11 protein-coding genes are annotated in these 15,419 nt (G+C 43.4%); 7 read left to right on the forward strand and 4 right to left on the reverse strand.

Translation table 11 applies throughout. The features are described from left to right. The first annotated feature begins 418 nt into the window (after positions 1 to 418). From ABMY42_RS04905 to ABMY42_RS04930, 6 genes are all read left to right on the forward strand, one after another. Complete coding sequence (locus tag ABMY42_RS04905; RefSeq protein ID WP_349266069.1) at positions 419 to 2,635, forward strand: EAL domain-containing protein; 2,217 nt, start codon at positions 419 to 421, stop codon at positions 2,633 to 2,635. 220 nt (positions 2,636 to 2,855) lie between these two features. Then, positions 2,856 to 4,112: an aromatic amino acid transport family protein gene (locus ABMY42_RS04910; RefSeq protein ID WP_009696312.1), complete on the forward strand. Its 1,257-nt coding sequence runs from the start codon at positions 2,856 to 2,858 to the stop codon at positions 4,110 to 4,112. Positions 4,113 to 4,880: 768 nt separating this feature from the next. Continuing rightward, positions 4,881 to 6,656 carry a tetratricopeptide repeat-containing diguanylate cyclase gene (locus ABMY42_RS04915; protein WP_009696314.1) on the forward strand — a complete coding sequence of 592 codons (1,776 nt, stop codon included), beginning with the start codon at positions 4,881 to 4,883 and terminating at the stop codon, positions 6,654 to 6,656. Between the two features lie 9 nt (positions 6,657 to 6,665). Continuing rightward, positions 6,666 to 7,001 (forward strand): hypothetical protein, encoded by a 336-nt coding sequence (locus ABMY42_RS04920; protein WP_005450107.1) that lies wholly within the window; start codon positions 6,666 to 6,668, stop codon positions 6,999 to 7,001. A gap of 255 nt (positions 7,002 to 7,256) precedes the next feature. Next, positions 7,257 to 9,035, forward strand: a complete 1,779-nt coding sequence (locus tag ABMY42_RS04925) for a S8 family peptidase (RefSeq protein ID WP_349266070.1) — start codon at positions 7,257 to 7,259, stop codon at positions 9,033 to 9,035. Positions 9,036 to 9,047: 12 nt separating this feature from the next. Next, positions 9,048 to 9,494, forward strand: a complete 447-nt coding sequence (locus tag ABMY42_RS04930) for a hypothetical protein (protein ID WP_005450111.1) — start codon at positions 9,048 to 9,050, stop codon at positions 9,492 to 9,494. Between the two features lie 142 nt (positions 9,495 to 9,636). Here ABMY42_RS04930 and ABMY42_RS04935 read toward each other — a convergent pair whose 3' ends face one another. From ABMY42_RS04935 to ABMY42_RS04950, 4 genes are all read right to left on the reverse strand, one after another. Next, the gene (locus ABMY42_RS04935) at positions 9,637 to 10,926 is read right to left on the reverse strand and encodes an alkaline phosphatase (protein WP_349266071.1); all 1,290 of its coding nucleotides are present in this window, start codon (positions 10,924 to 10,926) and stop codon (positions 9,637 to 9,639) included. Positions 10,927 to 11,086: 160 nt separating this feature from the next. After that, positions 11,087 to 12,016, reverse strand: coding sequence for an SRPBCC family protein (locus tag ABMY42_RS04940; RefSeq protein WP_349266072.1), 930 nt, complete (start codon positions 12,014 to 12,016; stop codon positions 11,087 to 11,089). A 161-nt stretch (positions 12,017 to 12,177) separates the two neighbouring features. Then, positions 12,178 to 13,419, reverse strand: coding sequence for a HAMP domain-containing sensor histidine kinase (locus ABMY42_RS04945; RefSeq protein ID WP_029790727.1), 1,242 nt, complete (start codon positions 13,417 to 13,419; stop codon positions 12,178 to 12,180). After that, a complete protein-coding gene (locus ABMY42_RS04950; RefSeq protein ID WP_005450120.1) occupies positions 13,391 to 14,059 on the reverse strand; it encodes a response regulator transcription factor in 669 nt (222 codons plus the stop codon). The genes ABMY42_RS04945 and ABMY42_RS04950 overlap by 29 nt, the downstream gene beginning before the upstream one ends. Before the next feature lie 88 nt (positions 14,060 to 14,147). Between ABMY42_RS04950 and ABMY42_RS04955 the strand changes: the two genes are divergently transcribed. Continuing rightward, complete coding sequence (locus tag ABMY42_RS04955; protein ID WP_349266073.1) at positions 14,148 to 15,371, forward strand: DUF5666 domain-containing protein; 1,224 nt, start codon at positions 14,148 to 14,150, stop codon at positions 15,369 to 15,371. The last annotated feature ends 48 nt before the right edge of the window (positions 15,372 to 15,419 follow it).

The following is a 15,419-nucleotide window of genomic DNA, read 5'->3' on the forward strand; positions in this document are numbered from 1 at the left end:
TAGTTGCAAAGTGCGATAAAACCTAACAATTTCATGCAGTTAACATTGATATACCCAAGCAACTTCAAGATGCAGGGTTCAGAGCGTTGTCATCAAGTTGGGTGACGCAGAAATCAACTCAATGACATGCTCCCGAAGGGCGAGTCTCCTTGGGTATACTTCTTTTTGCTTTGGTCAGACCAATTCTTGATGATGAGAGCCAGTTTTAACTAATGGAACGTCATACCAGTTTTTATTTGATTGTTGGTCGTTTTTTGTTGAATAATCGCCGCTCTTATATACAAAAATAATAATAACGAGACGAAAACAGTCGTCCTTATTGAGCAATCAGGCTCATTAGCAAGCGATTCATTACGAAAATGTACCGCTAGCGTTTACGTCAGCGCTTCAATTAAGTTGTCATAATTAGAGTTGAATAATGTCGATGTCTGGATTCGAGCAAATCAACCCTTTGCTCGATTATAAAAATAAAAAGTGGTGGCAGTTTTTAGGCATTCAAACCCTAATTTTTTGCGCGATACAAGTCAGTTATAGCCTGTCTAATTTCTATGTTATCTCGCAAGATCGTGTCCATGTACTCTCTTTCACAGCCGCTTTTGTCGTTGCTGTGACCTTAAGATACAGTTGGCGAGTATTGCCGACCATTGTCGCGAGCCTGCTATTTTACTATACCGTCTTCTCCCAACGTCCTTGGGAGATGGCGCTATTATTTGCCTTCTTTTTGCCCACCCTGCCATTACTATTTTGCCAACTTTATCGCGCTGCATTGAAGCGTGTACTGGCTTACAACTTCACACTAAAGTTAGGTTACTTCGCCATTTTAATCGGCATTCTTTACCCAATAGCGAACACCGCACTTTTGCTTCTGATCAGTGCACTTCTTGGAGGAGCGCCAGATTTTTCTTTTGAGTTTATCGCCTATTCAGTTTTGAGCGCGATTTTAACGCAAATGGTACTGACCCCTTTATTAAGCCTAGGACTGAGCTACGTGCTCGATGGTGATAATGCGCCCTATTTAAAGCTCGACCGCGCCATGATGGACGCCCATTCCAGCCCTTTGCATTTCAGACTCTGGCTGATGATTTGTGCGCTTTTCCTTGTGGCGGCTATATCAACGACTAACCCACTAACACTCAACACCTTGAGTTTAATTTTGCTTTGTCTGGTAGGCATGGCGTTAGGCAAGTTTGGCTTGGTGCGACCAATGTTGGTAGGCGCCGCCACTTTATTGATTTGTATCGAAAGCATCATAAAACGCTTCAACGCGGATATTCTCTCTAGAGAGCAAGTTTACGCCATGCTTTTGGTGTTGTTTGTTCTCACCATGCTTACGTTTATGCTTGGCGCTCACACGATTAAAAACTACGTCACCACACGCAATGCCATTCGTAAAGAGCGTATCGACAGCTTCACGGGGTTGTACAATCTCGCGCAACTTAAAGACGATGTCGCAAAGCACACGAATGCTACTTTGATTTACATAGACCTTGAGCCTACGTTGTCAAAGCTAAGTGGTCTAGGGCATCATGGTAGAGCGCAATTAATGAAACAGCTCAGTCAATATCTCGCATCAAATACTGAGCACTTACAGCGCGCCTACCTGCCTCCTTTTGCGAGTGGTTTACTCTGCATCGCGCCCCGCTTACCAAACATGGGAAAAGAGCTCGATACTCTGATTAGCCTACTAGATAGCTTCTATTTTTACTTCGACGACAAAGCTATTAGTCTCGTAAAACGAACGATTCAGTGCGCTTCAATCTTTGGCAATAGTAACCTTGATCCACTTATCTCTAAACTGTGTGAGCAACAAGCTCATCAGCAAAGCTGTGTGAGTTGGGTAACTCACAACCACCAGCAATCTAACACACTCAATCAACTCAGCTTTATCCAACAGTGCTTTCGTGAGAATCAGTTTGAGCTCTATTGTCAGCCGTATCGCGCCCTGACGCTAACACCTCAAGCCGCGCATTTCGAAATCCTTCTGAGGTTAAAGCCAAGCCAAGGTGAGCTCATGTCACCTGCTGAGTTCTTCCCGTTGATCAATGAGTTTGGACTCGAATTAGAATTAGATCAGTGGGTTATTGAACACACGTTCAGCGCACTAAAGGCGCAAGTGGAAGATTGGAATCTTGTTGGACGCTGTGCCATCAACTTGACCGCTAAGGCACTCAATTATGAAGGGATGGCGGAAGACATACAGGCAGAAGCTAGGTTGCATCATATACCAATGGATAAACTGTGCTTTGAGATAACCGAGTCGGATGCGCTGCGCAATGAACCCATCGCTATTCACAATCTCGACCTTCTTCGCGCATCGGGGTCGACCATCGCATTGGACGACTTTGGTACCGGATACGCCAGTTTTGACTATTTACGTCGCCTCCCACTGGATGTGCTCAAAGTTGATGGCTCTTTTGTAAAAAATATCGTTGATAGTGAAAACGACCGAATTATCGTTCAAGCCATCAGCCAAGTTGCCACCAGCATGAAATTAGTAACCGTTGCCGAATTTGTGGAGTCACAAGCACATATTGACACCCTAGAGTCGCTAAATATTCAGTTTGCTCAAGGGTTTGGTGTTGCTAAGCCACTTCCCTTACATGACTACCTTACAAAGTTATCGAACAAAGCTTAACCACAACATCTAAAACCAAAAAATCGTTAAATTTCACGATATAGTTTCAGTTTTAATATGTAAAATTGAAACTATATATCGCTTTTTGCAAATTTTCATGGTTCGATAATTTACACCACTGCCTTTTCACCAGCATGATTCACCACTCCACCAATGTGATAACAATCACTAAAACATATAACATCCGCGCGATTATTATTTTTATAAAGGCGAGTTTTAAGTGAAAGAATCTCGAGAAACGTTAAATTTTAGTGAATTAAACACAACAAATAATTGGACAAAACATGATACTCACTGGGTATTAAGCTTGTTTGGTACTGCCGTGGGTGCCGGCATTCTATTTCTTCCTATTAATCTAGGCATCGGTGGTTTCTGGCCCTTGGTTGTTATGGCGATCCTCGCTTATCCAATGACTTACTTAGCGCACCGAGGTCTTGCTCGCTTTGTGCTGTCATCCAAAATCAAAAATGCAGACTTTACAGATGTTGTAGAAGAGCACTTCGGAGCGAAAGCTGGTCGTTCGATTTCGCTGCTGTATTTTCTTTCTATCTTCCCGATTCTACTTATCTATGGCGTAGGTATTACCAACACCGTTGACAGCTTTATGGTCAACCAAGCGGGTATGGAGCCACTGCCACGTGCCCTACTATCTGGCGTATTAGTATTCAGTTTGATTGCTATCATGATGGCGGGTGAAAAAGTGATGCTACGTGCGTTCGCTATCATGGTTTACCCGTTGGTTGCGATTCTGGCGTTTCTTTCATTTTATCTAATGCCAAACTGGAGCATGCCAGTGATGGATGCACCAGAAATGTCATCTTTCGCAAGCACAATGTGGCTGGCGATTCCAGTCGTCATCTTCTCATTTAGCCACGCTGCGGCGATCTCAAGTTTTGCGAATGTACAACGCCGACACTATGAAGAAGGTGCCGATGTAAAATCAGAGCTGATCTTGCGCCGCACAAGCATTATGCTGATCGCATTTGTGCTGCTTTTTGTCTTCTCATGCGTGCTTGCTCTTTCCCCGGAGCAATTGGCAGAAGCAAAAGCACAAAACGTATCGGTATTGTCTTACTTAGCTAACGCAACAGAAAACCCATTCATTGCAACTTTGGGGCCACTTGTCGCCTTCGTTGCCATTACTTCTTCATTCCTTGGTCACTTCCTTGGCGCGCGCGAAAGCCTGAATGGTTTGATCACTAAGCATTCTGATATGCCAAAACGACGTGTTGATCACATCAGTGTAGTCGTACTGTTTGTGTCTATTTGGATTGCAGCAATCATGAACCCAAGCATACTAGGCATGATGGAAGCTCTATCAGGTCCAGTCATTGCCATGATCTTATTTATTATGCCGATGTTAGCGGTATATAAAGTGAAAGGGCTGCAGAAGTATCGTGGGAAAGCATCTACATACTTTGTACTAATGACAGGTATTGTTGCAGTAAGTGCGTTGGTTTTTAGCTTGTTGAGTTAAGAAAAGAGATTTAGGCGAGATTTTCAGGGGAATACCTTATTTTTTATTAAGGTAATTCCCTGAATTTTGCTATGGTTTTCTTATCAGTGATGATTCGTTACTGTCTCATTGAATGAGAGTGAAAACACCTGCGATCATCAGTACTGAAGCAATACAAGTACGACCGATAATACCGAAGCGAGAAGGTTGAATCATTTCGTTGTGCATAGGCAATCTCCTTTTTGATGGGAACAGCCAGTTTTTCATGGCTTAATAACACTATGTCTAAAAACGCCTTTTTCCACAAGACATAGCAATATTAAATATTTATGACAACGAGATGAAATTTTAGAGATCAACCGTTTTTTTTAATGCAGATCCCTCTCTTTGTTTGCTAACTCACTCTCCTCTTTTAAGCTTCTAACAACTTCAGTTCGTTTGTATCTGGTTAGGGTTCATCAGCCGACTCTCTCCTTTCTCCAAAGTCCTTCGTTTTTTAAATTCCCGTAATGTCAACCCTCTACAAACATTGATCTGATAAAGGTTTTACAAGCATAGATAGACTGCCTAAATCTATGGGTAATCACTCAGAATAAGTGATAGACTTCACATGTGTTTCAATTATAAGAGTCAGCTCTTATCACCAAACTAATGCTTTTCCCGCTTAAAACGTTACGAACTATTTTTCCGATTGTCCTGAGTACACTTTGTCTGTCTTCTAGCTTTGCCTCTGAACAACCAAACAAAGAGAGTTACCTAAGGCACCATATCGCTAAAGACGATTATCCGATGCTTGAGTTCTATTTTGACTCCATCGGCAAACCGCGATCAATTAAATCCAGTGAACTTTCACTACCTAAAGACGCCTCACCAGAATCACAAGCTCTGTATTATTTTGCTCGTATTTATCTTGAGCGTTATGAAGGTGTTCCTCTACCTAAAATCCCAAACCTAGTCGAATTCGGTACCATTCATAATTTGCAGTGGGTTATTGCCGAGGCAAAACTGAATCAAGCAGTAGAATTGGTGGAGGCCGATGAAGTCTGGCAAGGTGAACTTCTTCTTCATGACGTTATTAATATCTCTCGAAAAATTGGCTATAACTCCCTTCAGGGACGCGCCTACCGTTGGTTGGGAAATGCCGAAGTTCAACGCTCTCAGGTCCAAACAAGTCTAAAACACTATCTAACTGCTTATGACTTGTTGGAAAATTCAGAGTTCGAAATTCAAATCGCGATGACGCTCAACAACATTGCCTCTCTGTATATGGAATTATCAGATTGGGATCGTGCAAAGACTTATCTAGACCAAGCATTAAAAGGCTATTTAAACAGCCAAGAGAAGTACGACAATAGCCTTTTCTTAGCCATTATGTACGCAAACTTGAGTGTCATTAACTTTGGGATGGAAAAGTACGAGGAATCTGAGCGTTACTTCGAAGAAGCAGCCAAACTATCAATGGCGACAGGGTCAGTTAGAATTAAGCATAACTCGGTATCGAACCTATCCCAGCTACTCAGCACGCTTGGGAAAATGGAAGAATCCTATCAGTTGGCGCAAGCTTGTTTAGATTTACCCAATCCACAAAACCTAAAAGGCATGAAAGCAGCATGCTATGAAGCATTTTCAGAAGCTTATCTTCAAGATGGTAAGTTCGAGCAAGCGATAAAGAGTGCAAATCTCGCCCTAGAAGGGTTAAGTGAAACAGCAAGTGCAGAGACCAAACAAAAAATGGATCTGTATTTAGTTCTTATCCGAGCAAACCAACAGCTTAAGCATTTCGAAGAAGCATTCAACGCATTAGAGCTTCTACGCAATCTAGAAAAGAGCTTTGAAAATCACATTCATGGCGACGAGATGATTAATATCAAACTCGATTTGGAAGCAAAACTGGCACAAAAAGAACTGACTCTTTTAGAGGCTAAGAATGCTTTGCAAGCTTCTGAACTAGAGTCGCAGCGTTATCGCGAAATCTTCTACTTCTTTGTTGTCGCCGTCATTGGTTTTTGGTTGTTCCGTTATATCAGGCAGATGAACCGAATCAATGAAGTACTTGCACAAGAGAACACAACGGACCCATTAACTAAGGTACACAATCGCCGCTTCTTACCGAACTGGCTCGATAATATGGCGCGCAGAAGCCCAAGTCGTCGATTTGCTCTCGCGATCATCGATATTGATTACTTTAAAGTGTTCAACGACCAATATGGTCATGATTTGGGCGACAAAATGTTGATGCATGTGGCACGAATACTCGATGAAGCGACACGTTCTGGCGACTTGCTGGTTCGCTGGGGCGGTGAAGAGTTTGTGCTTCTCTTCGAAATTAGCCATGCCGACGACTGTGCAAAAACATTGGACCGTTTGAGACTTGCGGTTGAAAACAACAACCTAGAGGTTGACTCTGACTCCATGGGCGCGACAATCTCTCTTGGCGCGGTTAATGAATTAAGCGCGCAAACTATCAAACAAGAGTGGGATAAGTGGTTTTTCGCTGCTGACCAAGCTCTGTATGATGCAAAGCAAGCTGGTCGTAACCAGTACAAGATTCACTCGACGTCATAGAGCAGAACAATGAAGAAAACATGGATTTTTGCTGCGATTGCGCCTTTGTTTTTAGCAGCATGCAGCAACCAACAAGCTGCACAACTTGGGATGAGAAGCAGCAGCGTCAACGTATACGCTCAACAGATGAGTAACATGCAGTTGTGTGAGACCTTGTATTACAATCGCGCTTCAAACCAAACACGTGTTGCGATTGGTGCTGAGTTCAACCGTCGAGGTTTGAACAAGCGTTGGTGTGACCAACAATATAAGCAACTCTACATTGAGAAAGTGGTTGACGGTCTGTTGTCTCGTAAAGAGAAAGCCCCTACAGAACCTGAGGCAACCATACAACCTGCCATATAAATCACCCCATTCCATAAAAAGCAGGAAATTACACTAATATTCCTGCTTTTCAAACACGCTATATTTTCACCAAATATCTAGAATCTTACGTACCTTCAAGTGGTTAACACTAAGATACTGTCGTGCGTCGAAAAACAAAAGTAAATAAGATGTAAACAGTTTTCGTCTCCATTTTTAACCGCTAGCTTTGTTTAGACCTGTTTAAAGGAGTACCGAACAGGAAGAAAAATTCCAAACAAAGACATGAGGTCACAAATGGAAACACGCATTAATCGCCTATTCGCTGCGATGCTAGCAGTAGGCATTTCACCTGCCGTCTCGGCATACGATCCGCTCTATTCTGAGCAATGGCACCTAAACAACACCGGACAAACTGCGTTTGCAGCGAACCCTGCGGTTGCCGGTAACGACCTAAACACAACACTCACTCAAGCAATGGGCATTGCTGGTGTTGGCGTTAAGGTTGCGGTCATTGACTCAGGCGTACAGATCGATCACCCAGATCTTGCAGGTAACGTAGTCACAGGTAGCCGAAACTTCATCGAAGACTCTCCTTTCCCATCAGATTATCCGGTAGACGCAAATGGTCACGGTACCGCAGTTGCCGGTTTGATCAGTGCCGTTGGTAACAATGGCGAAGGGGTTCGCGGTGTCGCTTCTCGCTCTTCTCTTATGGGCTTTAACTGGCTCGCAAACCAAACTCTTGAAGGTTGGTTGATTTCTCACGGTGCAGATGCGTCAACAAGCGATGTTCGTGTATTCAACCAAAGCTACGGCTTTAGTCCTCTTTCCCCAATTGCTTTCGATGAAAACGATCCACAGTTCAAATTGGAAGTGGATGTGATGAAAGACGTCAGCGAGAATAACTCTTGGGGTCGCGGAGCCGTGTTCGTAAAATCAGCAGGTAACGGCTATCGTTACTTCAATACGGGTCGATTCTTTGTATTACCGGGTGACTTCTTTGCTGGCGGTGGCAACAAAGGGCTACCTATGCACAACGCAGTGCAGTCTTATGACAACTCAAATTACTACAACTTAGTAACCAGCGCTTTGCGTGCTGATGGTACCCGCGCAAGTTACTCTTCAGTGGGTTCAAACGTTTGGGTTGCAGCGCCTGCTGGTGAATACGGTCAAGATTTCCCAGCAATGGTCACCACCGACTTGATGGGTTGTGAACAAGGTCAAAACACCAGTGCTGACCTTGGTATTAACGGTCTCCATGGTGGTACGGAGCAAGATCCAAACTGTAACTACACCAGCACAATGAATGGCACCTCATCTGCAGCGCCAAACACTTCAGGTGCCATTGCTGCCATCATGTCAACTAACCACGCACTGACTGCTCGTGACGTTCGTGCGTTACTTGCAGAAACAGCAAGTGTAACAGACGAAGATCACCCAGGAGTTCCACTTGAGTTCGTTAATAATCAAGGCGAAGTTGTTAGCTATGAAGCGATTTCTCCATGGCAGACGAACGCAGCTGGCGTTAATTTCCATACGTTCTATGGCTTTGGTGCTGTAAACCTAGACGAAGCAATGAAACGTGCACGCATGACAAACAATGTTCTGCCAGCACAAATCATTACGCCTTGGGCAAGCAACTCCACAGAAGTCAGTGTTCCAGACGCAAGTCTAGCGGGCGGAGCATCAGCCATTGCTGTTACTGATGACATTACGGTTGAATCGGTTCAAGTAAAGCTAACACTGGAGCACTCACGTCTACCAGATTTGGCAATCGAGCTGATCTCTCCATCAGGCACTCGCTCTGTTCTACAAACGCCTCGCAACGGTCTGGTTGGACAATCACTGGATCCAAGCATTGCGGGTTACGAGAACCAACTGATGCTTTCGAACCACTTCTATGGTGAAAACGCGAAAGGTGAATGGACGCTACGCGCTATCGATACTAATGGTGATGAAGTGTTCTCATTCATTGCATATTTCAATTCTTCAGCTATCTATGATGTACCGATGGCGAACAATGCTAAGCCAGGCGTTATCAAGAACTGGTCTATGCGTATCTTTGGTCACTAAGGAGTCATTCACATGAAATTTATGACATTTTCGATTTTGGCTCTATCAACGTTGGCAACTGCCGTACAAGCAGAGCAACAATTAGCGGAGCAACCAACACCAGACTTGTTCATCGCGTCTGATGCAGTAGAAATTAACGGTCAAGATTACCGTAAACTGTCTGTCGACAACCTTTCAGAAGCCGCTGAATTGCATGCAGGTGACGAGGTGTTTAAGAATGCATTTAGCAATGTATCAAAAGCAACCGGCCTTATCTTTGTCACGGTAAAAAATCCAGCAGATGCTAAAGCAGTAGCAAAAGAACTCAAACTTGAAGTTGTTTTCGCTCAGGGCGAATCAGCGGTATTCAAAGCTTCTGAAGGACAAGACCTTTTGGGCATCAGTGACTATCTGAATGCTGACAGTCGCGTAAAAGCGTCTAAAATTGAATTAAACAGCGGTAAATACCGTGCACAATAATTCTCTAGCAAGAGAAGTTGGCTTTTAATCAAAAATACCTCAGCAATCGCTGAGGTATTTTTTTAAGAAATGAAGAAGCACGTAAAACTAACGACTTTACAACAAGTTCGCTCCCGAGAAGCTATCAATCGACACCCATTCATTATTGAATAAAGTTGATTAGTTTCTTAGCGATATCGGTATTGTTTTGCGAACCAATAAACTGCTCAGAGCCTTTACCATAAGCGAAGACCTGAACATCGACTGCGGTATGTCCTTTCGTCGTCCAGCCGGTATAACTCTTCTTATTGATAATATCCTTCACTTCTTTGTAAAGCGCTTTAGCTGGCTCTTCACTCAACTTCGCGTATGCCAGTTGTCGGCTTTGATCTTTAGTTAATGCCCAATCTACGGACTCATTCCACGTCGCGATCATATCGTGAGATTTGGCCAAAGACATCGCCAACGGCCACGCTGTAGTATGAACGCCCTTAATCGCTTCTGTATCCCATAAATACTGACCATTAGCACCGAGGGTTAAACCACCCGTGGAGTGGTCCGCCGTAACGACTAAAAGCGTATCTGGGTGAGCATCAACATAAGCTTTTGCCAGTTCAATTGATTTTGCAAAGTCATCCATTTCTGCCATCGCACATGCAATATCGTTCGCATGACCACACCAATCTATTTGACTGCCTTCAATCATGACGAAAAAGCCGTTATCTTGGCGTTGAAGTAAGGATAACGCCTTGTTGGTCATCACTTGCAATCGAGTTGGGTTTTCATCCAATGCGAACGGAAATGCTTTATCTGCAAACAAGCCAAGAGCAGGCAAGGTTTGCAACGCCGGAAGTTGTTTGAAGTCCGTAATATACTGATACCCTTGTTCTTTAAACTCTTCAACTAAGTTACGGTCATCTCGTTCGAAATAACGGACACCACCTCCGAGTAACAAGTCGACTGGCAGTTGATCATCCACTTTATTGTCGACGTAATCATTGGCGATTTCATCATAGTTTCGGCGTGATTCGTTATGTGCGGCAAAACTCGCTGGGGTAGCGTGATTGATCTGCGAGGTTGCGACAAGCCCCGTCGTCATACCCTGCTCTTTTGCCATCTCTAACATTGTCTTAATTGGCTTCTTCTCAGCATCAACCGCAATCGCACCATTGTAGCTTTTGACCCCTGTACTCAATGCCGTTGCACTCGCAGCGCTGTCAGTGACATAAGTAGCATCGTCTGGATAGGTTTTCGCCATACCAACTAAAATTGAGTCAAATACTGTTGGTTCTATTTCTTCTGTACTTGGATCATCGTTGTAGTAACGATATGCAGTCGTAAAAGCAGGTCCCATGCCATCACCAATCATGTAGATGATGTTTTTAGGGGCTTCATCCGCATAAGAAGTAGACGCAAATAAGCAGGCAGTAATTAGGGAATATTTAAGTTTCATATCTCATCCATGACATAATGCGATGGTGCTATTTATCCAAGTAACTGAGAGGTACTTGAGCATCGCACTCATCAACTTGGTTATCGTTCTAATTGATTAATCAATATTATCATGCAGTTGGATTGAAACATGGTGTTTCTTCATACTTTTACAACGCACATCATTTCTTGAAGACAATTACCTCGGTCAACAAATCTGCTTTCTCTGTCTCATTGGGGTTGTTCATATAGCGTTCGATCCCTAACGGCTTGGTTTTTACTTTAATGCCATTTTGTCGCGTTAGGTTCATCACCAATGACCACGCGTTACCTAAGAACCAGTATTCGCCCTTATGTTCAACGACATAAGTATCACTGGCGGGGATAGTTCCAGCAACAAACTCGCCACTCGCCACGACTCCTGCTTGTACTGGTAAGCACGTGATAAACTCAAAATAACCACGCTTCATGTCCATCGAAAGGTAGTAGCAAAACAACTCTCCAGTAACGGGGAGGTTTTCTTTTTCTGCCATTTCAAACAAGCGTTCGACATGCTGCTGCATAACAGGACCAATCTCTGAAATAGTTCCTGCCCCAGCCAAGCCAATGTAGCTGACTTCGTTTTGTTTCCGGGAACCGAGGTCTTTAAGTTGAGATAAGACTTGCCCGGTTTCCAACTGGCTTTTTAGCATACGTAAACCGCGGTCATAATCCATTTCAATCATGGACTTAAACACCCCCTTAAGGAAGAATAAAAACCAAGGTACACGGGATTGCATCATCCATTCTACTGCACACCCCTTCTGTGACGGCGTCACAACCAATGTCACTTTCGCCTGACTTTTAAATGGTCGAAAGAAGTGTAACTCCATATCAAGGCGATGCTCTTGTGTACTTTCCAGTACCACTGCCCCTGTACCTATACGTTTACCATTCCATTGATATCCTGAGCCAACTTTTCCTTGTTCTTCGCTGTACGTAAGTTCGCAATCCGGTTCCAAAATTATCCATGGTGACCATTCGGGCCAATGGGTAAAATCTTTCAGATAATCGATGATTTCACTTTGCGTCTTTTCGATTTCGATACTTCGGCTGACCTGATAAGAGAGCATAACCATTCCTTGGGTTTCATTTTTACTCTTATGAGTCTAATTCAAATCGAGATTTTTTCTTGTTTCACTGGCAGTTAGGAACAAAAAAGCCAGAGTCGAGGCTCTGGCTTTACAACTAACCGTTTATGGGTGTGTTACCGGAATTTAATAATCTGATGACTTTACGATCGAAAATCAACCGTAGCGGTAAACCTTACGCCATCATCATCCAGTTCAAATGGCCAACTCATGCGCTCACAAATACGTTCGACAATAACTAAGCCACAACCATAACCTGCATTGTAGGTTTCATTACCATCGTGCCGATTAACAATAGTAAGTTGCGTGCCTATCAACACGATTTCAATATCGCCAATACTGTAGCTAAACGCGTTTTTGATCAGGTTATTAATTACAATCGTCACAAAGCTCTCTGGGGCATGAACGAGCCCACTCTCATTTTCGCTCAGGTTGTATTCTGCTCCCTGTTTAGCAAATAGAGGTGCAAGCTCAGCTAACTGCTGTTTTAAGTATGTGGTTAACGCATGATCGGCATAGTGTTGCGGCTCTACCTTCTCTTTACCCAATAGTAAGAAGGCTTCCGTTAACACTCTCATTTCCTCACAAGCCGATTGCATACGTGTGATAGCTTTGTGAGCAATGGGCGGTTGATCCGGTACGCGAGCCAAAATGTCTGTTGAGCCTTTAATAACCATAATGGGCGTGCGCAGTTCGTGAGAAGCAAAGCGACTAAACTCTTGCTCACGACGAAAATACCCTGCGATTTCATTTTTACTATCTAACAGAGTCTGTTCAATATGACGAGTCTCGCTGAATTTGGTATCCACATCAAAACCCGGTTGGTCAGGTGGCATTCGCCCTATTTTGTCTTCAATCTTGGCAAGTGGACGCGACAAAATGCGGACCATATAGACACCGTAGCCAACCATGATCAAAGAAAACAATCCACCTAAAAAGAATGTGAATTGGTGCAGCGAGCTTTCGTATTCATCCAAGTAGTCATCCGAGTCATCTTGAAAGACAATGTACATCAAGCCTTTACCAGACGGGTGATCAAACACGACAAAATGCTTATCCTCCTCGCCTAAAAGGTATTCATAGAAACCGGGAAACTTGAAAGACAACAGCCACTCCGGCGTTGGTGCTTCACTCCAATAAGAATCAAATTCTAGAACGTTAGGAAGCGGCGCATCCCACCCCATGTTTTGGAAGTTCTCTTGGTACAGCTCTACCTCTGTATCCAACCAGTGGTGTAAGCTCAGTACTTCGAGTTTGTTCTCCGCTACATAAATTAACGACCAAAATAAGGTAAACATCGCAAAGGTCATTAAACCGAATCCCCAGCGGATCTTGCGATAAATACTTGGGTATTCTTTATGCTTTGAGTCGGTAACCTTGTCCATGAATCGTCTCTAGTCTGGAATCATCAAAACCCTTGTCGAGCGCCGTTCTTAAACCATAGATATGGCTTCTCAATGCATCGCTGCCTGGAGGCTCATCACCCCATACATTATCAATTACTTCGGTACGAGACACCGCTGCAGGCGCGCGCTTTAAAAGCAGCTTTAGAATTTTAGTTTGAATGCGGCTGAGTTTGATGTGTTTACCATTGCGAGTCACTTCATCGGTTCTCACATCTAAGCTTATGTCTGCAAACTTTAACGTGCCAATATCTTGCCTTGGACCTCGATTGGCTAATGCATGTACTCTCAAGCTAAGTTCTTGCATGGCAAATGGCTTCATCAAATAGTCATCACCACCAGCATTGAATGCCGCGACTTTATCATCGAGAGTATCTTTGGCAGTCAAGAACAAGATTGGGGTACCACAAAGTTGCTCACGACGGAGTTTCTCGACTGTACTGATGCCATCAAGTTTTGGCATCATGATGTCCATAATGATGACATCATAATGATTTTCTTGAATTAAATTTAGCGCAGCCTCTCCATGGTAAGCGCAATCTATCGTCATTCCTTCGAGCTCTAGATAATCCGCAATAGTTTCTGAAACATTGTGATTATCATCGACAATTAATATTTTCATAGGCTCACGTTTCTTCACGAACACTTCACGATAAGCGCCATAAGATACAACCAAATTCATAAATAAGCTTTCAAAATAGGTCGATATCATGAAAAAATTAGCGCTTGTAGCGGCAGTGGGTTTGGCATTATCAGGTTGTGGTGGGTCTGGAGGTAGCGATAACTCTACAACTCAACCTGTAGCGAAACCAAGTGCAGCTATCGGTACCGTAGAGTCTGTAAGTAGTGAAAACAGTTCAATCACAGTAAATGGCTACACTTACCGAGTATCAGAAGTTATGTATGGTGGTAAACAAACCAACCTTGCTTCTGTGAAGCCTAACATGATGGTTCAAGTTGGTTCTGGTCAGGAAAAATCGTCTAGTGCACCCGTTGTTGTAACACTAGAACCAACCATGACTGGTCACATTAAGATCATCGACAAAAACGCGGGCAAGTTCACCATCAATGGTTTTGAACTTGTCTATCCAGAACTCATTAACTCTGATATTGACAGTGGTGACTGGGTAATGGTGTCGTCTCTACCTGGGGCGAACAACCAATACAAAGTACTTTCAGTCGTAAAATTTGAAACCAGCTTGTCTGATCAAGATGAAGTTGAAGGTCGAATTTCAAGCATTGACCTTAATAAGAAAGAATTCAAACTTGGTGCAAATGTGACTGTCGCTTATGACCGCATTGCGGATCTACAAGTGGGTCAATGGGTGGAAGCAGAAGGCTCTTTCAATGGCAACGTTTTTCATGCCTCGTTAGTTGAAGTTGAAAGCTACAACCAACTACAAGGAGAAAATGATGTTGAAGGCATCGTCACTTGGGTAAACCAAGACCAGAGCGCCTTCGAGCTTAACTACCGCGGAACATTTATCATTGATGGCAAAACTTGCTTCCAAAATGATGATGACGCACCTTGTAACCCAGCGTTGATCGCCAATCTAGCCGTCGGCTCTGAAGTTGAAGTGACTTCTGTCATGGGAACATTGAACACCCCGGTTGCAACTCATGTCGAGTTTGAAAAGCCAGACTGGGCAGATGATAACGAAGAAGATTGGAACGTTAATGAGCTCGAATGTTCTGGCTGGGTAGCAAACCACAAAATTAACGGCGTGGACACCGCAACTTTCGACATCGATCATTGTTGGAATGATTTAAACCAAACTATCGATAACTCTAGCGTGGTCGTAAATAGCAAAACAATGTTTGAAGATGGTCTGTCATTTTCAAACATCGCTAATAAACATGTAGAAGTGGAAGGTACTATCATCAATAACACAAATGTTGCACTTGAGATTGAGCCTTGGGAATCTGACGACTAAGTCAATATAAATACAACAAACACAACTAAGAAGCACCGACTCCGCAGT

The organism is Vibrio sp. SSH13-20 (assembly GCF_040104475.1).
In the GTDB taxonomy this organism is placed as follows: Bacteria; Pseudomonadota; Gammaproteobacteria; order Enterobacterales; family Vibrionaceae; genus Vibrio; species Vibrio harveyi.

Bases quoted from the DNA above. Each gene is read 5' to 3' on its own strand.
- ABMY42_RS04905 (WP_349266069.1), top strand. From the start codon at position 419: ATGTCGATGTCTGGATTCGAGCAAATCAACCCTTTGCTCGATTATAAA.
- ABMY42_RS04915 (WP_009696314.1), top strand. From the start codon at position 4,881: ATGCTTGAGTTCTATTTTGACTCCATCGGCAAACCGCGATCAATTAAA.
- ABMY42_RS04920 (WP_005450107.1), top strand. From the start codon at position 6,666: ATGAAGAAAACATGGATTTTTGCTGCGATTGCGCCTTTGTTTTTAGCA.
- ABMY42_RS04925 (WP_349266070.1), top strand. From the start codon at position 7,257: ATGGAAACACGCATTAATCGCCTATTCGCTGCGATGCTAGCAGTAGGC.
- ABMY42_RS04930 (WP_005450111.1), top strand. From the start codon at position 9,048: ATGAAATTTATGACATTTTCGATTTTGGCTCTATCAACGTTGGCAACT.
- ABMY42_RS04935 (WP_349266071.1), bottom strand. From the start codon at position 10,926: ATGAAACTTAAATATTCCCTAATTACTGCCTGCTTATTTGCGTCTACT.
- ABMY42_RS04940 (WP_349266072.1), bottom strand. From the start codon at position 12,016: ATGCTCTCTTATCAGGTCAGCCGAAGTATCGAAATCGAAAAGACGCAA.
- ABMY42_RS04945 (WP_029790727.1), bottom strand. From the start codon at position 13,419: ATGGACAAGGTTACCGACTCAAAGCATAAAGAATACCCAAGTATTTAT.
- ABMY42_RS04950 (WP_005450120.1), bottom strand. From the start codon at position 14,059: ATGAAAATATTAATTGTCGATGATAATCACAATGTTTCAGAAACTATT.
- ABMY42_RS04955 (WP_349266073.1), top strand. From the start codon at position 14,148: ATGAAAAAATTAGCGCTTGTAGCGGCAGTGGGTTTGGCATTATCAGGT.